The organism is Chitinophaga sp. 22308, from assembly GCF_052045305.1.
Classification (GTDB): Bacteria; Bacteroidota; Bacteroidia; order Chitinophagales; family Chitinophagaceae; genus Chitinophaga; species Chitinophaga varians_A.
This window is the reverse complement of record NZ_JBQEOP010000006.1, coordinates 38,186-60,277: the sequence shown is the minus strand read 5'-3', so window position 1 is coordinate 60,277 and position 22,092 is coordinate 38,186. Positions and strand designations below refer to the sequence as shown.

At 48.7% G+C, this 22,092-nt stretch carries 23 protein-coding genes and 1 tRNA gene; 18 read left to right on the top strand and 6 right to left on the bottom strand.

Translation table 11 applies throughout. From position 1 onward, the window contains the following. The first annotated feature begins 45 nt into the window (after positions 1 to 45). Together ACTJJS_RS24035 and ACTJJS_RS24030 are read left to right on the top strand one after the other, a co-directional pair. Positions 46 to 2,298, top strand: coding sequence for a hypothetical protein (locus ACTJJS_RS24035; protein WP_440665602.1), 2,253 nt, complete (start codon positions 46 to 48; stop codon positions 2,296 to 2,298). A gap of 102 nt (positions 2,299 to 2,400) precedes the next feature. After that, positions 2,401 to 3,423, top strand: a complete 1,023-nt coding sequence (locus ACTJJS_RS24030) for an LLM class flavin-dependent oxidoreductase (protein WP_168874900.1) — start codon at positions 2,401 to 2,403, stop codon at positions 3,421 to 3,423. 4 nt (positions 3,424 to 3,427) lie between these two features. Here ACTJJS_RS24030 and ACTJJS_RS24025 read toward each other — a convergent pair whose 3' ends face one another. Beyond that, on the bottom strand, positions 3,428 to 4,042 hold the full coding sequence (locus ACTJJS_RS24025) for a DUF1801 domain-containing protein (protein ID WP_440665600.1): 615 nt from the start codon (positions 4,040 to 4,042) through the stop codon (positions 3,428 to 3,430). Between the two features lie 171 nt (positions 4,043 to 4,213). Here ACTJJS_RS24025 and ACTJJS_RS24020 point away from each other — a divergent pair, with 171 nt between their 5' ends. From ACTJJS_RS24020 to ACTJJS_RS23995, 6 genes are all read left to right on the top strand, one after another. Then, positions 4,214 to 4,762, top strand: coding sequence for a hypothetical protein (locus ACTJJS_RS24020; RefSeq protein ID WP_440665599.1), 549 nt, complete (start codon positions 4,214 to 4,216; stop codon positions 4,760 to 4,762). Positions 4,763 to 4,780: 18 nt separating this feature from the next. Beyond that, the gene (locus tag ACTJJS_RS24015) at positions 4,781 to 5,419 is read left to right on the top strand and encodes a hypothetical protein (RefSeq protein WP_168874903.1); all 639 of its coding nucleotides are present in this window, start codon (positions 4,781 to 4,783) and stop codon (positions 5,417 to 5,419) included. Further along, a complete protein-coding gene (locus tag ACTJJS_RS24010) occupies positions 5,389 to 6,180 on the top strand; it encodes a sensor histidine kinase (protein ID WP_168874904.1) in 792 nt (263 codons plus the stop codon). Before ACTJJS_RS24015 ends, ACTJJS_RS24010 begins: the two co-directional genes overlap by 31 nt. Continuing rightward, positions 6,177 to 6,812, top strand: coding sequence for a response regulator transcription factor (locus ACTJJS_RS24005; RefSeq protein ID WP_168874905.1), 636 nt, complete (start codon positions 6,177 to 6,179; stop codon positions 6,810 to 6,812). Before ACTJJS_RS24010 ends, ACTJJS_RS24005 begins: the two co-directional genes overlap by 4 nt. Positions 6,813 to 6,941: 129 nt before the next feature. After that, positions 6,942 to 7,721, top strand: a complete 780-nt coding sequence (locus tag ACTJJS_RS24000; protein WP_343746417.1) for an ABC transporter ATP-binding protein — start codon at positions 6,942 to 6,944, stop codon at positions 7,719 to 7,721. A 15-nt stretch (positions 7,722 to 7,736) separates the two neighbouring features. Next, entirely contained in the window at positions 7,737 to 8,480 is a 744-nt protein-coding gene (locus tag ACTJJS_RS23995) for an ABC transporter permease (protein WP_343746418.1), read from the top strand. Here ACTJJS_RS23995 and ACTJJS_RS23990 read toward each other — a convergent pair. Beyond that, a complete protein-coding gene (locus tag ACTJJS_RS23990; protein ID WP_440665595.1) occupies positions 8,467 to 9,738 on the bottom strand; it encodes a hemolysin family protein in 1,272 nt (423 codons plus the stop codon). The genes ACTJJS_RS23995 and ACTJJS_RS23990 overlap by 14 nt on opposite strands. Before the next feature lie 160 nt (positions 9,739 to 9,898). Between ACTJJS_RS23990 and ACTJJS_RS23985 the strand changes: the two genes are divergently transcribed. Next, positions 9,899 to 9,982: transfer RNA gene (locus ACTJJS_RS23985), tRNA-Leu, on the top strand. A gap of 355 nt (positions 9,983 to 10,337) precedes the next feature. On the opposite strand, the gene ACTJJS_RS23980 is transcribed toward ACTJJS_RS23985, so the two are convergent. Beyond that, entirely contained in the window at positions 10,338 to 10,685 is a 348-nt protein-coding gene (locus tag ACTJJS_RS23980) for a 4Fe-4S binding protein (protein ID WP_440665594.1), read from the bottom strand. A gap of 273 nt (positions 10,686 to 10,958) precedes the next feature. Here ACTJJS_RS23980 and ACTJJS_RS23975 point away from each other — a divergent pair, with 273 nt between their 5' ends. The 4 genes from ACTJJS_RS23975 to ACTJJS_RS23960 all read left to right on the top strand — a co-directional run bounded on the left by ACTJJS_RS23975 (position 10,959) and on the right by ACTJJS_RS23960 (position 13,993). Continuing rightward, a complete protein-coding gene (locus tag ACTJJS_RS23975; RefSeq protein ID WP_440665593.1) occupies positions 10,959 to 11,546 on the top strand; it encodes a Crp/Fnr family transcriptional regulator in 588 nt (195 codons plus the stop codon). 70 nt (positions 11,547 to 11,616) lie between these two features. Further along, the gene (locus tag ACTJJS_RS23970) at positions 11,617 to 12,159 is read left to right on the top strand and encodes a YceI family protein (protein ID WP_440665591.1); all 543 of its coding nucleotides are present in this window, start codon (positions 11,617 to 11,619) and stop codon (positions 12,157 to 12,159) included. A gap of 4 nt (positions 12,160 to 12,163) precedes the next feature. Further along, the gene (locus ACTJJS_RS23965; protein ID WP_440665589.1) at positions 12,164 to 12,901 is read left to right on the top strand and encodes a nuclear transport factor 2 family protein; all 738 of its coding nucleotides are present in this window, start codon (positions 12,164 to 12,166) and stop codon (positions 12,899 to 12,901) included. 18 nt (positions 12,902 to 12,919) lie between these two features. Then, the gene (locus ACTJJS_RS23960) at positions 12,920 to 13,993 is read left to right on the top strand and encodes an NAD(P)H-dependent flavin oxidoreductase (RefSeq protein WP_440665587.1); all 1,074 of its coding nucleotides are present in this window, start codon (positions 12,920 to 12,922) and stop codon (positions 13,991 to 13,993) included. 136 nt (positions 13,994 to 14,129) lie between these two features. Here ACTJJS_RS23960 and ACTJJS_RS23955 read toward each other — a convergent pair whose 3' ends face one another. Next, entirely contained in the window at positions 14,130 to 15,113 is a 984-nt protein-coding gene (locus ACTJJS_RS23955; protein WP_440665585.1) for an aldo/keto reductase, read from the bottom strand. A 155-nt stretch (positions 15,114 to 15,268) separates the two neighbouring features. On the opposite strand from ACTJJS_RS23955, the gene ACTJJS_RS23950 reads away from it, so the two are divergent. Continuing rightward, entirely contained in the window at positions 15,269 to 16,165 is an 897-nt protein-coding gene (locus tag ACTJJS_RS23950; RefSeq protein WP_440665583.1) for a helix-turn-helix domain-containing protein, read from the top strand. On the opposite strand, the gene ACTJJS_RS23945 is transcribed toward ACTJJS_RS23950, so the two are convergent. Next, positions 16,134 to 17,423 (bottom strand): FAD-dependent oxidoreductase, encoded by a 1,290-nt coding sequence (locus ACTJJS_RS23945; protein ID WP_440665582.1) that lies wholly within the window; start codon positions 17,421 to 17,423, stop codon positions 16,134 to 16,136. The two genes, ACTJJS_RS23950 and ACTJJS_RS23945, sit on opposite strands and share 32 nt — an antisense overlap. A gap of 439 nt (positions 17,424 to 17,862) precedes the next feature. Here ACTJJS_RS23945 and ACTJJS_RS23940 point away from each other — a divergent pair, with 439 nt between their 5' ends. Next, on the top strand, positions 17,863 to 18,180 hold the full coding sequence (locus ACTJJS_RS23940; protein ID WP_168874916.1) for a hypothetical protein: 318 nt from the start codon (positions 17,863 to 17,865) through the stop codon (positions 18,178 to 18,180). A 47-nt stretch (positions 18,181 to 18,227) separates the two neighbouring features. Here ACTJJS_RS23940 and ACTJJS_RS23935 read toward each other — a convergent pair whose 3' ends face one another. Then, entirely contained in the window at positions 18,228 to 18,647 is a 420-nt protein-coding gene (locus tag ACTJJS_RS23935; protein ID WP_343746433.1) for a hypothetical protein, read from the bottom strand. 248 nt (positions 18,648 to 18,895) lie between these two features. Between ACTJJS_RS23935 and ACTJJS_RS23930 the strand changes: the two genes are divergently transcribed. The 3 genes from ACTJJS_RS23930 (at position 18,896) to ACTJJS_RS23920 (ending at position 21,924) form a co-directional block, all read left to right on the top strand. Continuing rightward, positions 18,896 to 19,852, top strand: coding sequence for a hypothetical protein (locus tag ACTJJS_RS23930; protein ID WP_343746434.1), 957 nt, complete (start codon positions 18,896 to 18,898; stop codon positions 19,850 to 19,852). Between the two features lie 174 nt (positions 19,853 to 20,026). Continuing rightward, a complete protein-coding gene (locus tag ACTJJS_RS23925) occupies positions 20,027 to 20,638 on the top strand; it encodes an RNA polymerase sigma factor (protein ID WP_440665579.1) in 612 nt (203 codons plus the stop codon). A gap of 101 nt (positions 20,639 to 20,739) precedes the next feature. Further along, positions 20,740 to 21,924: a FecR family protein gene (locus tag ACTJJS_RS23920; protein ID WP_440665577.1), complete on the top strand. Its 1,185-nt coding sequence runs from the start codon at positions 20,740 to 20,742 to the stop codon at positions 21,922 to 21,924. Positions 21,925 to 22,092: the final 168 nt, after the last annotated feature.

The following is a 22,092-nucleotide window of genomic DNA, read 5'->3' as shown; positions in this document are numbered from 1 at the left end:
AAAAAAATATAATATCTTGCGGAGGAAAATTCACACCTCAAAGCAATGAAAAGACCTGTTTCTGTCCCCGAAGGCGCCGTCTACAACGAAGCCGACAAAGAATGGCTCCTTGGCGAAACCAATGAAAACAACCAACGTGTTGGCCCCTGGAAAAAATGGCATACAGATGGCTATCTCTGGGAAACGATCGATTACCGGGAAGGTATCCCTCCTTATCCTACCCAACGCTTTCACCCTGATGGCACCCTATCACAGGCTGGTGAATGGTATGGCGGCGATAAATATATAGGCCCGCTGCGCCTGATAAAAAGTGACAATCCCACGCCTGAATATTTTCCTCCCGATAATGCTGCCAATGTATGGGCTGCGGAATTTGATTATGAGGATGAATTCATTTACAATGCCCAGCGTTATTTCGATAAAGACAATAATGAGGTAAGCTCCGATGGAGACCTGCTGCCTGCGCGGCCTGCGAATGTGCCCGCACGCGCGCATTTTATCAGGGCTGCCTATTCATCCACCAACTGGGTGATGGGCACTGTGGATACCCGTATCGCTGATTATATCGGGGAATATTATGAATGGGACCTGGACGGCAAGCCCGTGGTAAAAAGATTGTACAGCGCTTCCGGCAAAGTATTGGAAGAGTATAAGTATACCGATGGCGTATTGAGAACATCCAATGTGTACGATAAAGACGTACCAAAGGACTCCGAGACATGCTACTACTACAGTGGTACAGCCGCACCGGTGGTGAAAACCCGGATAGTTTATCGTCATCAGGGCAAAGATGTGACTAACACCTATTTTGATAAAACGGGGAGGCAGCTTTATTCCGTACGAAGAGAAGAGTTGTCTCCCGTCCATAAACGAAGATATTTTAACGGTGAACTGGTTTGTGAAGGACATCTCTCCGAAGAAGGTTTCTGCTTTCCGGAAAGTGCCGTCTACTATGCATCCGGCGGCGGCAAACTCATTGACTTTACCAATAACGGCGATGGCACCGGCACCTGGCGCCTGTATGATGCCACCGGAGAAGTAGTACGGCAGCTTACCGTAACAGAAAAGGAGGGCGATCATTTCCGTTTGATTGGCTGGGCAGCCTTTATGCCGTCATGGGGCGGCTATGATGCTGACACTGCCGACACCGACTGGGAAAGCGTGGAGTACTTCTTCAACCGCTACTACGATGAACTCAATGCCAAACTGAAGCTACATGCGCTGGAAGTGCCGGCTTACCTGCAAAAAGAGCTGGAGACCGTCAACTGGGAAACTATCGGCGCCTACCATAGTGACGGCGGCACTGAACTGCCCGTTGCCATCAATGGTCTGCTGTCGGACGATGAAAAGGTAGTTGAAGTAGCTGAAAAAATGCTCTGGCCGGAGATTGAACAGCAGGGCGTGGTATATGAAGCTACCTACAAAGTAGCAGCCATCCTCGCACGCATGGTGCCTCACTATCCGCACCTGCCGGCCGTGCAGCTGCGACTGGTGAAATTCCTGTACGATATCCTTGACTTGCGTTACATCACCGAGCAGACTGATTTGTATAAAGAACTATTGGGAGCTATTGCGCCGTTGGAGCCTATACTACTGCAATGGGCCGTAGGCAGTGATACTGACATGGCGCCTATCGCGCAATATATCCTGATGTATGCCGGCCAAGAGGCCACAGAGCAGTTCCTGCTGGAAGAATCGCGAAACACAAGCTACAGCAGTACCAGGAGAGGATACGCCGTCTATTCCCTGTCAGGCTTCTACCTCAACAAAGACCAGCGAGATAAACTGCTGACATACTTTTCTGCCGCATTGGGCGCAGAAGGAGATGCATTTGTGCGTTTTGTGCTGGCCGCACAGCTGGTGCTGCTCACCGGTGCGGAAGCAGAAGATGCCTGGTTGACGGAGTTACTGCATGCACTGGCCAACCACGAAGCGCTCGATCATGACTTCGGCAACATGATGCCTTTCATTGGGAATATCGATAACGCACATGAATATATTTTAGCAGTACTGCGCCAATCCAGGCCCGATGTACTGGAGAAGAATATCCTGCCCATTATAGAGGCACTGCCCGCTGCTGACTCATTCAAACAGATCAGTTATCTGCAAACAATATTCGCTGTGTTGTTCAGCGATGAAGCCGCGCTGGAGGACATGACGCCGGTCAGGAAGAAGGCTTTGCTTGCAGCGGCGGACGTGGCGGCGAAGTCGCCGGGGTTTGTCAATTTACTGGAAGTGTTCAGGGAGTATGGATTGCCGCATGATGCGTATGCGTTGAGGCAATTGGCGGAAGCGTAAGATGGATATCCATTTATTCTATTTACTTTTATCAATAGAAGGCTGGGAAGGCGTTGGCCTGCCTCGTTACAATATTGTTAAATCCATATTGCGGTAAACAAGATGAAGAAAATAGGATTTTTATCATTTGGGCACTGGGCCGATCATCCTGCTTATATGGCCCGTACCGCCGGCGACACCTTGCGTCAGTCAATTGATCTGGCTGTAGCTGCGGAAGAAATAGGGCTGGACGGCGCGTATTTCAGGGTGCATCACTTCGCTGCTCAATTAGCCTCTCCATTTCCTTTGCTTTCGGCCATTGGCGCCAGGACCAGCAGGATAGAAATTGGCACCGGCGTGATTGATATGCGTTATGAAAACCCACTGTATATGGTGGAAGATGCTGGCGCTGCTGATTTGATTTCGGAGGGGCGGTTGCAATTAGGTATTAGCAGAGGTTCACCGGAGCAGGTCATAGATGGATGGCGTTATTTTGGCTATGAGCCAAAGGAAGGAGAAAATGATCAGGACATGGGGCGTCGTAAGGCGCTGGAGTTTCTGGACAAACTGAGAGGGGTAGGCTTTGCAGCGCCCAATCCGAATCCTATGTTTCCGAACCCGCCCGGACTGCTGCGTTTGGAGCCATACTCAGCAGGATTAAGGGAACGTATCTGGTGGGGTGCTGCCTCTAACGCAACTGCTGTCTGGGCAGCTGAAAATGGCATGCATCTTCAGAGCTCTACCCTGAAGTTTGACGAAAGCGGTAAGCCCTTCCATGTGCAGCAGGCCGAACAGATCCGGTTGTACAAAGAAGCCTGGAAGAAAGCCGGCCACCAGCGCGAAGCCAGAGTCTCTGTGAGCCGGTCTGTTTTTGCATTGGTGACCGATGAAGACCGCCAGATCTTTGGGCGGGATGGAAAGAGCCGTGATCAGATCGGTATGATTGAGCCGGGCAAGCGCGCCATTTTCGGAAGAAGCTACGCTGCAGAACCAGATCAACTGATAAAAGAACTGGCTGAGGATGAAGCTATCCGCGAAGCAGACACGATACTGCTAACTATACCCAATACCCTGGGAGTGGAATACAATGTACACTTGCTGAATTCTATTCTGAAATATGTTGCACCTGGGTTAGGGTGGCGTTGATGCATCATTTCACATACTTCCAGTTCCGGATTTTGCCTTCTGCCATCCATGTCAGCGCATCAGCGAGGCGGCTGTCGCGTGTGGCGTCCGTTTTAGCGCTGACAATCCAGTCTACATATTCTTTTTTGTTGCTGTAGCTGAATGCATCAAAAGTGGCCCATGCTTTTTTATTCTTCTTGATGGCAGACAGGAGCCAGTCCGGCACTTCCAGTGCTTTTTTCACCGGTGCTGCCTTTTTAGCGGCGGGAGGGAGGTCGCTGGTGCTTAGTGTAGCCGCGGCCTTCAGGTATTTGATAAAGGTCCTGTCGGATGGAAGGTCTTTAAGACTGGTGATCTTCCCCAGTTGGCCCATGCCATTTTCGCCCCGTTGCTGAAAGATATTGTCAGGGTCGTCCATCAGGGCGCCTTTCCAGAAGATAAAGGAGCAATGGGCCTTAAAAGCGGCAAAGCAGCAAAACAGTTGTCCTTTGTAGGTGAAGTAAGGCATGCCCCATTTGATGGTTTCTTCCACTTCGGGACAGGCTTTATGGACCAGGGCCCGCATATGTTCCAGGACAGGCTGGGCGAAGCTGGCCGATTTGCGGATATAGGCGTCGATACGGGCATCCTGCTGACTCATGACAATTATTTTAGCGTAATTTATACAAATAGATCATTTCGGTTGCTGTATGATTATACCTAAGTTATATATTTTAGCAGAAGAGGAATTATCCCGGGTAACTACCCGGGGAAAACCCCGGTGTAAGCATAAAAAAAATGTTGAATATTTGCTTCCACTAAACACAACAACATGAGCGACAAAATGATGGTTAGCGGTTATACCGCCAATAACCAGGGGTATCTTGATAATACCACCATCCCTATTGACTCACACATGCCTTTCACTGGTGATCCCACTACCTACGGGATGCCCGTTACCGTGAGTGCTTACTTCGGAATGCTGTTTCATTTTTACAATTACCTTTCCAAACATCCGGAGGTAAAAGAATTTTTCCAGGGCCGGTACTCCGTCGAGTTCAGCAAGGCTTCCCTTTTCCGGTTGCTGGGCCAGCCCGGATGTGAATTTGTACGCTTTCATTTTGTTATTCCGGAAAATAACGAAAAAATCAGCCTGATGGCCGAAGGCCTGGATGCGAACCATGTCAACATCGGGTTCCCTGTGCTGCTGGAAAAAGCCAAAGCCGGCGTGCTGGACCCTACTCCGGCTGATCCGGGCATTGAAGAAAGAGGCAATGGCGGCGAAGACGAGCCACTGATGACCAGGCTGTTTGCCGCCCTGAAGGCCAGCGGTCATCCGTTTGGAGCTGTGACGCCCATTGACCTGGAGAACAACTGTTAAAAAAAATTGCTGCGCTGAATGAACGGATGGATCTATGGATACTATGTGATGCTGGTGACATGTTTTGCCATTAGCCTGTTTAACCTGCGGTACACGCAGGTAAAGCAGCTGGCGGTGTTATTGGGTTTTTCCATATTATCGGAGGTGATAGTGGAACTGATCGGGAAGCGTGGTTCCCATTTCTTTATTGTATACCACTTTTTTGTGGTGCTGGAATATAGTCTGATAACAATTATTTTACGATCAGGAATCAAGGATGAACGCTGGCGGTTGCTGATGTGGATTTCGATATTTGTGTTTGGCGTGGTGTCACTCGGGTACAGCTTTGTTTATGGCGGTTGGCGTTACTTCCCCGGCATTAATATTACCATTGAGAGCTTCCTGGTCATTTGCTGGTGCCTTTTGTCCTTTTTTACGATTACCCCCAATAGTGAAGCGTCTATATTCCGGCACCCCGACTTCTGGCTGACCCTCGCGTTTTTCTTTTATTTCGCGGGATCGATGTGTGTCAACGGCTTTTATAACCTGTTATTGGCCGGCGATGCGCAGTCTGCCAGGCATCTTTTTACGATTTTGAACTCATTATCCAATTACCTGTTGTATATTATGCTGATAAAAAGCATCATATGCTTCCGGTCAAACAGGATTTCTTCGTAGCAGTCATATTACTCACCTTGTTGTTTACCATCATGGGGTTGATAGTGATTGTGGCGATCATTAATTACAAGAAAAAACAACAGGCTTACCTGCATCAGCTAAAATTAATGAAAGAAGAGTATGATAAACAATTGATGTGGTCTCAGATCGAAATACAGGAAGAAACCTTTGCCCACCTGGGGCAGGAGCTTCACGACGATATCGGCCAATTGTTAACCAGCACCAAACTATTGATCAATGTTACCCAGCGTAACCTGACCGATGCACCGGAGACGTTAAAGACCGCCGAAGAAACCCTCAGTACGGCCATTCATCATTTGCGCGCGCTGTCCAAATCGTTTAGCCGCCAGTGGCTGGACCAGTTCAGCCTGGTCGATAACCTGAAGAGCGAAGTGGCCCGTATTAATGCCAGTCGTACCATTAAGGTGAAGTTTACCCACGAACTGGCCGAGTTGCCGCTACAGGCAGAACCGCAGATCATTCTGTTCCGTATCATACAGGAAGCCATGCAAAACTGCCTGAAACATGCCCGTCCGCAAGTGATCGACATCAGCATGCGTATAGCAGAAAAGGCACTACTGTTGATCATTGCAGATGACGGCGCCGGCTTCGACAAAGCCGGCATGTCTGCCACCGGACTGGGTATCCGGAATATGCAGCACCGCACCAGGCTGCTGGGTGGAACGATCAACTGGGAAGTGACGGATGCAGGAGGTACTGCTGTGTTGATAAAATTACCCGTTGAACCAAATCAGTTATGAACATCAAAATTGCCATCGCAGACGACCATCAGTTATTCCTCAAGTCACTGAGCCTGCTCATAGCGGGCTTTAACGGTTTTAGCATTGTAGCGGAAGCAGTCAACGGAAAAGAGCTGCTGGACAAGATCTCCGCATTGCCGGCCCCGCCGGACATCGTGCTGCTGGACGTGAACATGCCTGTCATGGACGGCCCCAAAGCAACGGCCCTGTTGCAGAAACAGCATCCGGGCATTCGCATAGCGGCACTGTCCATGAAGGAAAATGACACCACCATCATCACCATGCTCAAAGCCGGATGCTGCGCTTATCTGCTGAAAGATATCCACCCGGTGGAACTGGAAAAAGCCCTGCGTGAAATACATGAATCGGGCTACTATCACAACGATGCGTCCAATGTGAACTATCGCCGGCTGATCCTGCAATCGGAACAGCAGGAGACCATCACCGAAAGAGAGAAAGAGTTTCTGAGCCTCGCCTGCAGCGATCTTACGTATAAAGCCATCGCGCAGAAGATGAATGTTTCCGAACGTACCGTAGACGGTTACCGCGAAATCCTTTTCCACAAGCTCAACGTACAAAGCCGTACCGGCATGGTGCTCGAAGCCCTGCGCCGGCAACTGGTTTCCCTCTAGTAGCCTGATTTACCGGTAAAAAGCCGCACTTTACCGACCTGTACTGGTCGTTGACCTTATTTCCTGTGTGCCCTTTGTTGGTTTTTGTATCATTGCAGCCTGTTCATTCATCCAAAATCGAATCAGCACATGAGTAATCAACAAAGGGCTATCCTGGAGGTAGACCAGCTGAGTGTTTCCTATGGTCACTTTCAGGCGGTGCGACAGGTATCCTTTACCGTGGCATCCGGCGAGATTTTCGGTCTGCTCGGACCTAACGGCGCCGGCAAAACGAGCACCCTGAGCGCTATTGAAGGTCTGCTACGGCCACAGGGCGGACAAATCAACGTCGCCGGCTTCAGCATCCTCGATCAACCCCTTTACGCCAAAGCCAACATGGGCGTACAATTACAATCCACCAGTTTTCAGGCGGAACTAAACGTGGCCGAAATCATCCGGCTGTTCGCCGGTATCTATGGCAAAGAAATGACGCCTGCTGAAGTAGAAGAGAAGCTGGTGGAAATCAACCTGCAGGATTCCGGTACCAAACGTTTCGGACAGTTGTCCGGCGGACAGCAACAGCGGGTATCGCTGGTCATCTCCACTATTCATGATCCGCAGCTGGTGCTGCTGGACGAGCCCACCACCGGACTGGACCCACAGTCCAGAAGGCAGTTGTGGGACCGTATAGAGGCCATCAAAGCAAAAGGACATGCCGTACTGCTCACCACCCATTCCATGGAAGAGGCCGAAGCGGTCTGCGATCGTATCGCCATCATCGACCATGGACGGGTGATCGCTATCGATACCCCCGAAGCGTTGATAGCCGCACATCGCAACGACCCCGACGTCATTGCCGTGTCCCGCAAAGGAAAGATCACCCTCGAAGATGTATTTATCGGCCTTACCGGCCGGGCTGTCCGTTCATAACTCAATACCTACTTTATGCAAACCAAAATACCTCAGACTTCTGCCGTGATGACCGCCTTATTGCGGGCCGATTTTACCACCCTGTGGCGCAACCGCCGTTCGCTGCGGCTTGTGCTGCTGGTGCCCCTGGTGATCGTTATCTCCTGGAAAGGAATGGTGAAAATGATGGGCGGCCCTTATGTGATCTCCGGTGGTATCACCATTGGCCTGATCAGCATCGGCCTGCTGGGTTACACCAATTCCATTGCGCGTGACCGTGACAAAGGCGTGTTCCAGCGCCTGCGCGTAGGGCCTGTTGCCGCATGGACCATCATGTGCAGCCGTGTCATGGTACAGATAGTCACTATCATGGCCATGACCATTGCCATCTTCGCCGTTGGCAATCTGGTAGACAAAATTGTACTGTCGCCGCTGGGTTATCTGACAGGTTTCTTCGCCGCTGTATTGGGCGGCGCGCTGTACCTCAGCCTGGGACAACTGATCGTGGGACTGATTAAAAATCCGGAGACGGTGAACTCCACCACGCGACTGGTATATTTTATCTTCATTATGGTGGGCATGCTGGGCAACTTCGGCGTGTTAGGCGATGTCGTGAAAGATATGGTGCAGTGGTCGCCTTATGGCGTGGTCAATCGCATGATCGGTACAGCGTTGCAGCCCGACACCTGGAACCTGCAGGCCACCTACGCGTTGCTGGCCACACTGGGATATTCAACTGTATTCGGTATACTGGGCATTCGTTTCTTTAAGTGGAACTAGTTTGCCTGATGACCACTTCCTCAATCCGGTGCCTGTCCATCCGTTTGATTTCAAAAGTGAGCTGGTTGATCGTCACTTTTTCACCGGATTGGGGAATGTGTTTCAGTTTACTGATCAGCAGGCCGGCCACTGTAATATCTTCCTCTTCATATGGCCGGAGCCATTCCATGTTCAGCGTTTCCCGGATAAACGATAACCGGGTGATACCGTTGGTCAGCCAGCTTTTGTCCGGCTGCTGTTCTAAAAATCGCTCTTTGGTATTATATCCCGGCAGATTGCCCAACAGACCAGACACGATATCGTGGAAGGTGACGATGCCTTCAAACTCCCCATATTCATTCAATACCACCCCCATGATGGTGCTTTCGCGGCGCAACAGCTGGAACATGTCGAAGACGCCCTGGTTGAGCGACAGATAGGAGACAGGGCTGATCAGTGCGTGCAAAGGTTTGTCCGGCTCCAGGAAGAAGTCCTTGATCATAAGGGCGCCGATGATCTCGCCGCCGCTGTTCATCACCGGAAAGGTGCGGTGTGTACTTCGTTTAATCGTTTCAGTTATCTCTTCACGGGCCATGTCTTCTTTGAGGACCATCACGATGCTAGCCGGCGTCATAATGTTCTCCGCCGGCAGGTCGTAGGCTGCAGATATATTTTTATGCAGCATAAATTCCCCTTTTTCTATCAGTCCCTGTTTATAGGCCATGACAAGCATGCCGCGCAGGTCGTTGTCTGTCAGCTTCTGTTCCTGGATAGTATTGATATGGAACAGTCCGAGGATATACTTGGTACTGCTGGTCAGTAGTTTGATAAAAGGGTAGGCGACCTTTGAAAAGATGATCATGGACGGCGTGATGAGGAAGGAAATTTTTTCCGGGTCCAGCAGCGCGAGGGTTTTAGGGATGAGTTCACCGAAGATAATAGTGAGATAGGTGATAGACCCTACGCCGATCAGCAGTGCCAGCAGATGTGCGCCGTAGTTGCCCATATGCCACGAGCGGAATACGGGTTCCAACAGTGCCGCCATCATATCTCCGCCGTATAGCCCTTCCAGTATGCCTACCAGGGTGATGCCTACCTGTACCGCGCTAAGGAATTCGTCGGGGTCGCTCACGAGCCGGAGGGTGCTGGCGGCGCGGTTATTACCGCCGTCAGCCTGAATTTTCAGTGTTGCTTTATCTACTGATATCAGTCCTATTTCTGCCAGGGAGAAGTAAAAGTTAAAAGCGATGAGAACGATGATAATGATAATAGAGAGCATAAGTCATGTTGCTTTACAGGATAACAACTGTCCGCTGCAATTGTTTATAGCGCTGGTTTTCAGCTCGTTTGTCAGCGCTGGTTGAAAAAATATTTCAGCAAAAAATTTGGAGAATTAAAACGAGTGCTTATCTTTGCGCTCCCTGATCACAATATCAGTTGCCCAGATGGCGAAATTGGTAGACGCACTGTGTTCAGGTCGCAGCGCCTGCAAGGGTGTGCTGGTTCGAATCCAGTTCTGGGCACGTAATAGGTTGTAGGTATTTGACTTACAACCTATTTTTTTGTGTCAATATCGTTTTGGTACGCTTTTATCCGCTTCTGCCCACTATTTGCGACACATAATTGACACACGACATGACACAGAAAATTATTTCCTCGTTCTTGAGCTGCCACCTATTTTCCTTATTACTGTCTATGTCATATTCCTGATTGGGAGATGAATTCCCTGGATATTCTATTAAATTATGGTTTAAAATTAAATTTCAAAAATAGCAACGGGGAAAAAGGCAATTAGCCATTCTCCCCGTTTAGGTTCAGTATACGTGCCAGCGATTTGCGTCTGACGACCACTTACTGATAATTCTTTATGCTTTCTAATTAAGGATGTAATCTATCTTTTTTTGCCAACAGTTCTTCCGTAGACTCCTTGCACGTTTCGTCGGGTACACAACAGTCTACCGGACATGCGACTGCACATTGGGGTTCCTCATGAAATCCTTGACATTCTGTACATTTATCTGAAACGATATAATACAGATCGGTGGCCAGGGGCGCATTGCGCTGGCTGACATCAATAATTGATCCGTCCATCAACACAAAATCACCTTTAACCATTGTGCCATCAGCTATTGCCCATTCTACGCCGCCCTCATAGATGGCGTTATTCGGACATTCTGATTCACAAGCTCCACAGAAAATACATTCATTTGTAATTTTAATAGCCATAGTAATTTTAATTTGGAAGCTTTCTATGCTTCATTATAAAATATATATCCAGATAAAATTAGGAGAAAAATAGTTTCATATCCAAAAAGAACAAATACCTCACAACTAATTCTTTCTTAGCTAGATAAGAATTCAGTTCCGGGCACTTAGATAAAGAAGCTTGTAAGTTGATGCTTAGCTAAGTATCGTTTTTACCGCTTTCTCCTGCCATTCCGATACAATGTTATATATTTGATTGTTACGCCAGGGGCCATCAAATACTTTATTTTTATTATGAATGCGAGTGAATTATTGAAAGAACATATTACCAAACTTGCATCGTTTACGCCAGCGGAGTTTGATTATTTCTTTAGTTATTTCAAACCGCTTTCGTTTAAAAAAGGACAGGTAGTCATTCGGGAAGGCGATAAAGTCGACCATGAATATTTTGTTGTTTCCGGTTGCCTGAAAACATTTTTTATCAATGACGATGTAAAGATGCATATCCTGCAGTTTGCAATGCCTACGTGGTGGGCATCAGACTATAATGCATTGTATACGCAGACAAAAGCCTCTGTCAACGTGGATTGTATTACGGACGTGGAGCTGCTGGGTTTATCCAATGCCGATCGTGAAAAGCTCTGTAGGAAGATCCATCAGGTAGAATATTTTTTCCGCTGGCGTACGAACTGGGGGTATGTGGCTGCACATAAGCGGCTACTGTCATTTATGAATAATGACGCCAAAACCCGCTATGAAGAACTAATGAAATTATACCCCCAGTTGTATAACCTAGTCCCCAAACATTTAATTGCCGCTTACCTTGGAGTGTCCAGGGAAACTTTAAGCCGGCTTTACAACTCGCATAAGAATGTGATGTAAGTCACCTAATCAGCCGGAAATCCCGCCGTTACTTTGTATCATAAATTTTGAAACACTTAAATACAAAGCAATGAGAACGCAACAATTTAACATTGAAATTGCTCAGAGCACCATTGATTGGATAGGTAAAAAAGTAACAGGGGCCCATAACGGAACTATCCGGCTTAAAGCAGGTGAACTTTTCCTGACGGATGGACAAATAACAGCCGGCAGGTTTGTGGTGGATACCACATCCATTAAAATACTGGACATTGCAGACCCTGCCACCAACGCCCAATTTGCGGGGCACCTGGCTTCCGATGATTTTTTCGGTATTGAGCAGTACCCGGAAGCCTGTTTCGAAATCACTTCTGTACAGGACAATCACGTAAAAGGTGATCTGACCATTAAAGGCATTACCAATCCCGTGGCATTTGATGTAACGACCAGGCTGAATGATGATACATTGACCGTAACCGGAGCCATCGTCATTGACCGCACAAAATTCGGCATTAAATTCCGTTCTGGAAATTTCTTCAGGGACCTCGGAGATACGCTTATTTACAACGACTTTGAGCTGAATATCCTGTTAACCGCAAAAGCGGTGGAAGTACCTGCTCAGGCACAAATCTGAAGATATGCCAATCGTTGAAACTGAAACTAATAAACAAGACTCATTAGCGATATCCGGTGTGCTGGAAAATCGCTACTTTAAAGGTATATATGAGGGAGACGTTGCCCTGCTAAGCACAGTGTATCACCCGGGGACTTTGTTTTTGGGAGATGTAAAAGGGCAGCCCTACGCCAAAGATTTACCGCAGTACCTGGATGGTGTTAAAAATCGACAGAGCCCAAAAGCTTCCGGCAAGCCATTCAAAGGTGAGATACTTTCTATCAAAGTGGTTAATTCGATAGCCATTGCCGAAGTGAAAGTGACGATGTATGATTTTGTTTACCAGGAATTTTTGTCTTTTCATAAAATTGATGGAAAATGGCTCCTGGTCAATAAAATGATTAGTGACACGGCCGGACGGCAGACTTCTGAAAAGTCATCTGATATTCCGGGACCGGAACATAAAGCTAACGTGGTGGCCTATATGGAAATACTTCCTGCCTTTCGGAAAGAGATGAAGGAAGCACTTGCTGCCATGGCAGCGGAGAGCAACAGGGAGCCCGGCTGTGTGCAGTTTGTGGTGAATACACGGAATGATTCGCCTCTTTCGGTCGTTATTTACGAAGAATATAAGAATGACGCGGCTTTTGAAGTGCATAAGACATCTGCACACGCCAGGAAATTTTTTGAGTTTGTGAAAGGGAAAATTGTGAATGATAAGATAGATGTTGTTCTCCTGACTACAGTAAACAGTTCAAACTAGATTTTTTATATTAACACAATGTGGTATCAAACGAAAGCAACGGAGTTATTGGGTATTGATTACCCTATTATGCAGGGGCCTTTCGGGGGTAATCTCTCGTCAGCGCAGTTGGTATCTGCGGTTTCAAACGCCGGCGGATTGGGTGGTTATGGCGCATATACCAATAGCCCGCAGGAGATCGCGGAGATAGACAGGCAAATAAAAGCAGCTACCAATAAGCCGTATAATCTCAACTTATGGGTGTCGGATACGGATGTTACCGGAGCGGTTACCGATGAACAATATCAACAGGCGGTCCGGGTGTTTAAGCCTTACTTTGATGAATTAGATCTGCCGGTGCCTGTTAAGCCAGCACCTTTTCAATCCAGGTTTGAAAATCAGTTGCAGGTAGTCATGGACATCCGGCCCAAAGTATTCAGTTATATGTTTGGTACACTGACGGAAGATGTACTGGAGCAATGCCGCAGAAGAGGGATCATCACGGTGGGAGCGGCCACCACGTTGGATGAAGCCATTGCATTGGAAGCAACCGGTACAGATATGATCATCGCCTCAGGGTTTGAAGCCGGCGGGCATCGCCCATCGTTTCTTCGCTCAGCTGAAGCTTCTGTAACAGGGACTTTTGTGCTGGTGCAACTGATACGGGAGAAAGTGAAAGTTCCGGTTGTAGCGGCCGGAGGAATCGCAACCGGTGCCGGTATCAAAGCTGCCCTGACGTTAGGAGCAGACGCAGTACAGATAGGAACAGCTTTCCTGGCCTGTGAAGAATCCAATATACTGCCTGTTCACAGGGAGGGGTTGTTCTCTGAAAAGGCAAAATACACAGCGCTGACGCGTGCATTTACCGGCAGGCTCGGACGTGGACTGTCCAGCAGGCTTGGGGAAGAGACGAAAGGAAAGGAAGCCGGATTCCTGCCTTTCCCGTTGCAGGGCCACTTTATGTCGTCCCTGCGAAACGCCGCTTTAGGCAAAGAACAATGGGATATGGTCCAGTTTTGGGGTGGGCAGATCGCTCCCATATTGAAACACCGGAAGGCGGACGCGTTAATGCATGCGCTGGTAACGGAGACCACCGCTTTATTCGCAAAATGATCCAACGGGAAAGGTCCTGGCTATTGCCCCTGTGGGCTCACTTAGCCAGCCTGAGAAGAAAGAGGCTTGTAAACATTCATTTACAAGCCTCTTTTAATGTTGTCAGTTGTCAATTTTTACCGGGAATATGACTTGCTTACCTGCCTTGCAGGTTTGCCATGTTTGCGGGATAGCGTTCCCCCTGAAGGCTGATATTGTCCAAAGCCTTATTGATATTGACCAAATCAGCATCGCTTAAGGTGATGTTTGCTCCGCCTGTATTTTCTTCGAGGCGAGTCATTTTTGTAGTTCCCGGAATCGGCACGATCCATGGTTTTTGTGCCAGCAGCCATGCCAATGCAATCTGCGCTGGCGTAGCGTTATGTGCGCTGGCAATTTTGGTTACAAGATCGATAATGGTTTGATTGGCTTCGCGATTTTCTTTGCTGAAACGAGGCAGGATATTTCTGAAATCGGTCTTGTCAAATTTGGTGTCCGCATTCATCTTACCCGTTAAAAATCCCTTTCCCAAAGGGCTAAACGGAACAAAGCCAATGCCCAATTCTTCAAGCAAGGGAATGATTTCTTTTTCGGGTTCGCGCCAGAACATGGAATATTCGCTTTGCAGCGCTGCCACGGGTTGTACGGCATGTGCCTTTCGTATACTTTGCACGCCGGCTTCACTCATGCCGAAGTGTCTTACTTTGCCTTCGGCAATCAAATCCTTTACGGTCCCGGCGACGTCTTCAATAGGTACGTTCGGGTCTACACGGTGTTGATAAAACAAGTCGATATAATCTGTTTGCAGATAACGGAGCGAGTTTTCCGCCACTTGCCTGATGCGTTCGGGGCGACTGTCCAAACCGTCTGTATTTCTGCCGTTTGCAAAGCCAAACTTGGTGGCGATGACCACTTTGTCGCGTACCTTGTGTAATCCCTTCCCGACCAACTGCTCGTTGGCGCCTTGTCCATACGCTTCTGCGGTGTCAAAGAACGTAATGCCCGATTCATAGGCTTTTTGAATGAGTGCAATGGCATCTTTTTCATTTGTTGCCGGACCATAACCATGGCTTAATCCCATGCAGCCGAAACCAAGTTCAGAGACTGCCAACCCTGATGTTCCCAATTGTCGTGTTTTCATTTTTGTATGTTTATTTTCGCTCCAAAATTATGGAGATGGGAAAGCTGTTGTTGTATACACATTACTGGTTTTCTTACCAGTTTTACTGATTGGCAAGGCAGCTGTCAAAAAAGCTTGTCGGAACCTGTAAATTTGTAGCGATAAAAGAGCAGCATATGGATGAGATTGTAAAAATTCGCAGCGTCGCACAATACAATGCCATGAGGGGCGTAGCGACCAGACATCCGCTGGTTACGGTGATTGACCTCGCGAAAGCGCAACCGGTGCCCGCGAAATCATTCAACTTTGGTTTGTATGCGGTGGGCCTGAAGGAATTGAACTGTGGCCAATTGCGCTATGGAAGAAAGCACTATGACTACCAGGAAGGAAGTCTGATATTTATAGCGCCCGGACAGGTGGTGGGTGTGCAACCCGGACTTGAACTATTTGCCCTGAAGGGCTGGGTGTTGCTCTTTCATCCTGACCTGATAAATGGTACTCCGCTGGGCAAACATATGCAGGATTATTCTTTCTTTTCGTATGATGTAAACGAAGCGCTTCACCTGTCGGATAAAGAGAAGAGTATTGTGATAGACTGCTTCTCAAAAATCGGGTATGAACTCGATCAAAATATAGACAAACACAGCAAAAGATTGATTTCATCCAACATTGAGTTGCTGCTCAATTACTGTATCCGTTTTTACGACCGCCAGTTCATTACGCGTGACAATGCAAATAAAGGAGTCCTGGAACGCTTTGAACACCTGTTGAATGACTATTTTTTATCTGGTAAACCACAGAGCGAGGGCTTACCTTCCGTGGCTTATTGCGCCGAAGCCCTGCATTTGTCCCCCAACTATTTTGGTGACCTGATAAAGAAAGAAACCGGGAAAACCGCTCTGGAATACATTCAGTCAAAAGTGATAGATGTGGCGAAAGAGAGACTGTTTGACAGGAATAAGTCTGCAAGCGAAATTGCCTACGAATTGGGCTTTAAATACCCGCAGCATTTCACCCGCCTGTTCAAACAAAAAGCAGGCGTTACGCCGAATGATTACCGGATGATGAATTAAATACTTCCTGCGCATGTGGCCTTCCCAGGATTTTTCGAATACCCGGAATGACGCTGACCTCTATAATATACCTGATAAAGAACAGCCCCTGTTGAAACTTGTTTTTCCCAAACATCGCCAGCATATCCTTCAACGCATTGGGCTGATGCATCCACTTAGTATTAAACAACGTCGCCTGGCCCATTTTGCCAAACCGGGCAAACATCTGCTTTTCATAGTGGGCAATAGCTTGTCTGGTATCGCTGAATGCAGGGTTAGTCAGTGCTTCACTCAGCTGCAGCGCGTCCAGCATGGCCATGTTCACGCCTTCGCCGGCAAAAGGCGGCATCCAGTGGGCGGCATCGCCCAGCAGGGTGATATCGGCATTGGCTTCCCATTGCTGGTCTGGCGGAATGCAATATTGCGGGCGCGGAATGAAAGTCGTGTCCGGGCTTTCAAAGAGTTCCCACCAGGCAGGGCTCCAGGCTGAAAATTCCTTTTTAAACCAGGCAAGGACCTGACGATGGTCTGTAAAATCAATACCACTTTCTTTCGCCCAATGTTCATTGGATTTAAAACTGGCCATAAATCCGAAGCTGCCGTTATCTTTGGAGCTAACAATCAGCGTTTGTTCTTTCCCGTAACCGAATAACTTTCCGCCCTTTAGTAATTCATGAATGAGCGGTGCGGTCCTGGCGCCGTCTTTCAGCGATCCTTCCAGCATGGTGATGCCTGTCCAGTAAGGCTTGACAGCGGTGACAAACGGCCTGATCTTCGAGTTGGCCCCGTCTGCGCCGATAATGATATCCGCAGTAGCGGTATGACCGTTTTGGAAAACCAGTTTCCAGGTGCCCTGTATTTTTTCAATTGATAAAATGTGGCTGTCCCAAACAACGGTGTCCGGCGCCAGCGAATCCAGGAGGATTTGCCGCAGGGGGCCACGGTCAATTTCCGGGCGATGGTGAGTATCGCCGAAGGTTTCTTTTTTACCCGTCTGATGTTCATCAAAATGAACAGTCAGCTGATCGTCTACCACGCGTATCAGTCCCGCTTCCGGGCGGTAGTGCTTTTTAAATTCTTCCATTAGCCCTGCTTTGGCGAGTGCGGCGAGGCCGGAATCAGTATGCAGGTCCAGTGCGCCGCCCTGTATCCTCACATCTTTATTGATGTCCCGTTCATATACTTTTACCTGGGCGCCTTTTAGTTGTAAGAGCCTTGCCAGGGTGAGGCCGCCGGGGCCGCCACCAACGATAGCGATCTTTTTATTCTTGATATTCATGATCACAAAATTAGGATGGCGGTACCCTGTAGAATAGTAAAAATCGGCCGTTTTGATTTTTAGTGAAGGCAGTGAATCTGTCTTGCAGAAGAAGCGATTCGCAAAGGAAATACAAGCAACCTTATTTCGAATGGTAAATGATATAAATATGATTAGTGTTTAATGTTTTAGCGGCCGGGAGGCTTGGCCAGACCCGGTTTACAGGCTTCCGGATGTGTTTACGACTGATCAAAGCCAGCAAAAGACCTATATGATTACATTTAATTAATACTCTTTTTTACTGCCATCATTTTGCAGTTATCTTTTTTGATCTTAACTTTGCGCCCTCATAAACAACTTTAGAACAGAATTTTGAACAGAAATGTGGGATAGATTTTACTTTAGAGTCATTGGCCTTTTTATTTTACTGAACGGCGCGTTATTTTTATCTAAGGACTGGATGTTAGACAATGGTGTTCACCATAATGTGCTACTCTTCGGAAACCTCGCGCTGGCTTTACTTTCAGCATTCACCTATAACATGAGCCGCAAAGGCGTACAGGCAGAAAGCAACGCTGTTTTTATGCTCCGTGTATACGGCGCTATGATAAGCAGAATGATGCTTTGCCTGGCAGGTATCACTATCTACGCTGTGGTGAACAGAGCTAATACCAGCAAATACACCATATTCACGCTGATGTTCTTCTATGCAGTGTATGCTGTTTGCGAGAATGTGAGTCTGCAGAAAGTTGCCCGCCCGCAGAAAGCGGAAAAATAAAAAGACCGGCCATGGGCCAGTCTTTTCATTTGCTTTTGGCAGGTAAGTTATTCTACCCAATAGGTTAATGTTACCACAATGTAGCCATCAGGGCCTACATTGCCGCTGCTGAGCGTCACTGTTTTGGAAACAGCGCCGTCCCAGTTACCGGGGTATGCACCAAAGGTATACGTACCAGCCGGCAGATTTTCAAACTTGTCTTCATCTTCCTGCCCGCCGGGGTAATAATACTCACCGGTGGCTACGTTCTGTGCCCAGTAGCCGCGCAGGCCTGAACCACCTGTTACCGGCGCCCCATGGATGTCCACCAGGGTTATCCGGACATTAAATGTTGTTGAGATCTTGTCGTTGTCGGCAGGCTTCTCTGCTACAGACAATAGGTTTACTGTTTTTTCCGGAGCGGAAGCGGCATGGCTTTGGACAAAAAATAAAGTTGACAGGAAACTTAAAACAATTGTTTTTCTCATCGGTTAAAATTTAAAATTCAGGTTTTCAAATACCTATTTAAGATAGATTTTTTTTCCGTAATCTGATGTTATTTTATGATGAAACAAGCCGGATATGACCCCGACACCGGCTGTTGATGTAATAACCCGCTGATACTGCCATCATGGCGTGATATACTGCCTGTTCGCAGTGGTTTGCCTTACTTTAGTAGTAGCCCGAACTATCCGTTTCTCCTTTTCTCATATTTTCTTAACCCAAACCCCTATTTATGAGCAAATACATCCTCTCCCTCATGCTGTTGAGTGTTGTGGTATTTTCTGCCTGTAAGAAAGAGCAGAACGGCACATCAGCGGATAATAACGCAGTAACAGCTGCTGCCGACAAGGCACAAATAAACGACCACCAGGACCAGGTGCTTACTCCTGCAGGCTGGGTGGCCAAATCGAAAGTACATCATATTGAAACAGGTGAATACCTGAGCGGCGAAGGCAACCGGCTGCGCAGGTACGACCGCAATGGCAAGGTGTTGGCGGATTACGGCGCCATAGAACAGGACGACGCCAGAATTCCGTTCAACCCCGAAAAGTCCAAAAAGCCCGGCAACGGCGTGTTCCCGCTGGGCTCCGGCTGGATCACCTACACTTACTGGACCAATAACACGGCTTCTGCTATTTCCTACTTCGCTACCAGCTGGACGGTACCACCCGCGCCGGCAGTGAATTCCGGACAGACCATCTTCCTGTTCAACGGCTTGCAGAATTCCAGCAACATCCTGCAGCCGGTGTTGCAGTGGGGACCTTCTGCGGCCGGCGGCGGCAGCTACTGGGCCATCGCCAACTGGTACGTCGGTAACAACACTGTATACAGCAATCTGATACGCGTCAATCCGGGCACCAACCTCCAGGGTATTATGAGCCTGATAGGCGGCAGTGGCAGCACACGCAGCTATACGTCCGTGTTTACCGGTTATCCTTCCATTAACCTGACGGTCAACAATATCCCCACATTGTATTGGGCGGCAGAGTCGCTGGAAGCGTATGGCGTGGTCACCTGCTCCAACTATCCCAATACGGCCAAAACAAGGCTCAGTGGTATCGACCTGAGAGTGGGCGGCGCACAGGCGCCCCTGTCATGGTCAATAGACAACCCTGTTACAGACTGCGGCCAGCACTCCACAGTGGTGACCCAGGGTACGCCTAACGGCATCGTAGATATCTATTATTGACAATACCGAAACGGTAACGGGCGATGAAAGCCTCGCAGGCAGGCCCTGTGAGGCTTTCGTTTTGTTGTTTCCGGAACGCTTTGTAAATTGATGCTAATGCTTTCGGCTTATTAGCTATTTTTACAGTTCCGTTTTCGAGAGATGCTATTTTTAGAAATAATTGAGTGACCAACCATGAATATTGCAGGAGAGGTGGATGAAAAAGCCCTGCTGGCGCTGGCTGCCGCAGGCGATGAAACAGCTTTTGAGGCGCTCTTTATGAAGTACCGGCAGAAGTTATACAGCTTTATGCTGCAATTGAACGGCTCCGGCCCGGCAGCAGAAGATGTGGTGCAGGAAGTGTTCTTCAGGCTCTGGAAAGAACGTGATAAACTGGCCGCTATCGTACATTTTAACAGCTATCTCTTTCGTATGGCACAGAACCAGGCCATCAACGATTTCAGGAAAATGGCCCGGGCCACGCTGCTGCCTATAGAAGAGGCAAGCCGGCCAGACACTACCCACAACTCCGTTTCCGGTGAAGAGGTGGAATTTAAGGCATTACGGGAACGGGTGCACGAAATCATTGAATCCCTGCCTCCTCAGCAACGCAAGGTATACCTCCTGAACAGGGAACAGGGACTGAAGCATAAAGAAATCGCCAGCCTGCTGAATATTTCCCCTTCTACGGTCAACAAACACCTGGTGCAGGCGCTTCAGGCGCTACGCACAGGCCTGGGCAATCATACAGACCTGCTGCCGGTGTTCTTCCTGCTGCTGACCGCCTCAGAAAATTCCCCCTTCTGAAAAAAAATTTCAATTTCCACTAGACATACCCCGCCGTTTTCTTGTCTCTATAGTATTACAGGGCATTTTCAGCCCTTGTATGAGTGATTAAACCTGTTTCCATGTCCGAAGGGAGAATAGATTACCTGGCGGCTAAGTTTTTTCAGCAGGCCTGTACGCCTGCAGAGAAGGAAGAACTTGCACGCTGGATAGAACAATCTGACGGCGATGTTGCGCTGCAGCAGGTGCTGGAGCGTGTATGGGCCGATTACGAGCCGGTAGCACAGCTCACGGAGGAAGCCTCTTCCCGGATCATTGGAGATATTTTAGACAGACAACACACCGTCTCCATTGGTGCAGCCGTACGCCCGCTACGTAAACTGCTGCGCTACGCTGCTGCGGCGGTCATCTTTGTCGCCGCCCTGGTAGGTGGCTATGCCCTCTGGAAGTCAGGACCGGCGGCGCCTTCTGCACCGGCAGTGGTAAAGGCCGCAAAGCCGGAGATACTGCCGCCGGGAGGCAACAAAGCTACGCTGACCATGGCAGACGGCTCCGTGATCACGCTGGACAGTACCCTGAACAGCACCGTCATAACGGGGAACCAGGTACGCATCGTGAAAACGGACAGCGGACTGGTGACCTACCAACAGCTGGGCATACAGGATGCGAAGCCGGCTTATAATACGCTGACAGTGCCCAGGGGAGGACAGTTCCGCGTGGTATTGGCCGATGGCACCAAAGTATGGCTCAACGCGATGAGCAGCCTGCGTTATCCGGTAGCATTCAGTAACGGGCCCCGCAAGGTGGAGCTCTCCGGTGAAGCCTATTTTGAAGTAGCCGCCAGCAGCGCCCGGCCGTTTCTTGTAACGGTAAACGATATGGAGCTGACAGTACTGGGCACCGCTTTTAATGTGTCGGCCTATCCGGACGAGGCGTTTGTGCATGCCACGCTGCTCACAGGCAAAGTAGTGGTGAAACACCATGAGGTGAGCCTGCCGCTGGCTAAAGGCTGTCAGGCCGCGCTGAACAGGCGCACAGGACAACTGACAAACACACCGATCAACACGGATGAAGCAGTGGCGTGGAAAAACGGGCGCTTCATTTTTAATGCCGCCCCCATGAAGGAAATCATGCGGCAATTGAGCCGCTGGTATAATATAGATGTAGCCTATGCAGGAGAGGTAAACGAACAGTTTTATGCAGAGATCCCGCGTTTCGCCAACGCTGCGGAAGCGTTAAAAATCCTGGAGCTGACAGGGAAAGTACATTTCCGGCTCGAAGGACAACGGGTGACCGTATATCCCTGATACCACGGGCAAAATGCCCTTCCATAAACAGACGGACCAACCATTCGTATAGTGATCCCGTAAAAAATCCTGTTCACTGCTAATGAACAGGACCTGCACCTGGCGCGGCTAACACCGGGTGCTGCGGGTAATTTTAAACATCACGCTGATGATCATTTATTAATCACC

What these genes read in the sequence shown, in the direction of transcription:
- ACTJJS_RS24035 (WP_440665602.1), top strand. Translation starts at nt 46, where the DNA reads ATGAAAAGACCTGTTTCTGTCCCCGAAGGCGCCGTCTACAACGAAGCC.
- ACTJJS_RS24030 (WP_168874900.1), top strand. Translation starts at nt 2,401, where the DNA reads ATGAAGAAAATAGGATTTTTATCATTTGGGCACTGGGCCGATCATCCT.
- ACTJJS_RS24025 (WP_440665600.1), bottom strand. Translation starts at nt 4,042, where the DNA reads ATGAGTCAGCAGGATGCCCGTATCGACGCCTATATCCGCAAATCGGCC.
- ACTJJS_RS24020 (WP_440665599.1), top strand. Translation starts at nt 4,214, where the DNA reads ATGAGCGACAAAATGATGGTTAGCGGTTATACCGCCAATAACCAGGGG.
- ACTJJS_RS24015 (WP_168874903.1), top strand. Translation starts at nt 4,781, where the DNA reads ATGAACGGATGGATCTATGGATACTATGTGATGCTGGTGACATGTTTT.
- ACTJJS_RS24010 (WP_168874904.1), top strand. Translation starts at nt 5,389, where the DNA reads ATGCTTCCGGTCAAACAGGATTTCTTCGTAGCAGTCATATTACTCACC.
- ACTJJS_RS24005 (WP_168874905.1), top strand. Translation starts at nt 6,177, where the DNA reads ATGAACATCAAAATTGCCATCGCAGACGACCATCAGTTATTCCTCAAG.
- ACTJJS_RS24000 (WP_343746417.1), top strand. Translation starts at nt 6,942, where the DNA reads ATGAGTAATCAACAAAGGGCTATCCTGGAGGTAGACCAGCTGAGTGTT.
- ACTJJS_RS23995 (WP_343746418.1), top strand. Translation starts at nt 7,737, where the DNA reads ATGCAAACCAAAATACCTCAGACTTCTGCCGTGATGACCGCCTTATTG.
- ACTJJS_RS23990 (WP_440665595.1), bottom strand. Translation starts at nt 9,738, where the DNA reads ATGCTCTCTATTATCATTATCATCGTTCTCATCGCTTTTAACTTTTAC.
- ACTJJS_RS23980 (WP_440665594.1), bottom strand. Translation starts at nt 10,685, where the DNA reads ATGGCTATTAAAATTACAAATGAATGTATTTTCTGTGGAGCTTGTGAA.
- ACTJJS_RS23975 (WP_440665593.1), top strand. Translation starts at nt 10,959, where the DNA reads ATGAATGCGAGTGAATTATTGAAAGAACATATTACCAAACTTGCATCG.
- ACTJJS_RS23970 (WP_440665591.1), top strand. Translation starts at nt 11,617, where the DNA reads ATGAGAACGCAACAATTTAACATTGAAATTGCTCAGAGCACCATTGAT.
- ACTJJS_RS23965 (WP_440665589.1), top strand. Translation starts at nt 12,164, where the DNA reads ATGCCAATCGTTGAAACTGAAACTAATAAACAAGACTCATTAGCGATA.
- ACTJJS_RS23960 (WP_440665587.1), top strand. Translation starts at nt 12,920, where the DNA reads ATGTGGTATCAAACGAAAGCAACGGAGTTATTGGGTATTGATTACCCT.
- ACTJJS_RS23955 (WP_440665585.1), bottom strand. Translation starts at nt 15,113, where the DNA reads ATGAAAACACGACAATTGGGAACATCAGGGTTGGCAGTCTCTGAACTT.
- ACTJJS_RS23950 (WP_440665583.1), top strand. Translation starts at nt 15,269, where the DNA reads ATGGATGAGATTGTAAAAATTCGCAGCGTCGCACAATACAATGCCATG.
- ACTJJS_RS23945 (WP_440665582.1), bottom strand. Translation starts at nt 17,423, where the DNA reads ATGAATATCAAGAATAAAAAGATCGCTATCGTTGGTGGCGGCCCCGGC.
- ACTJJS_RS23940 (WP_168874916.1), top strand. Translation starts at nt 17,863, where the DNA reads ATGTTAGACAATGGTGTTCACCATAATGTGCTACTCTTCGGAAACCTC.
- ACTJJS_RS23935 (WP_343746433.1), bottom strand. Translation starts at nt 18,647, where the DNA reads ATGAGAAAAACAATTGTTTTAAGTTTCCTGTCAACTTTATTTTTTGTC.
- ACTJJS_RS23930 (WP_343746434.1), top strand. Translation starts at nt 18,896, where the DNA reads ATGAGCAAATACATCCTCTCCCTCATGCTGTTGAGTGTTGTGGTATTT.
- ACTJJS_RS23925 (WP_440665579.1), top strand. Translation starts at nt 20,027, where the DNA reads ATGAATATTGCAGGAGAGGTGGATGAAAAAGCCCTGCTGGCGCTGGCT.
- ACTJJS_RS23920 (WP_440665577.1), top strand. Translation starts at nt 20,740, where the DNA reads ATGTCCGAAGGGAGAATAGATTACCTGGCGGCTAAGTTTTTTCAGCAG.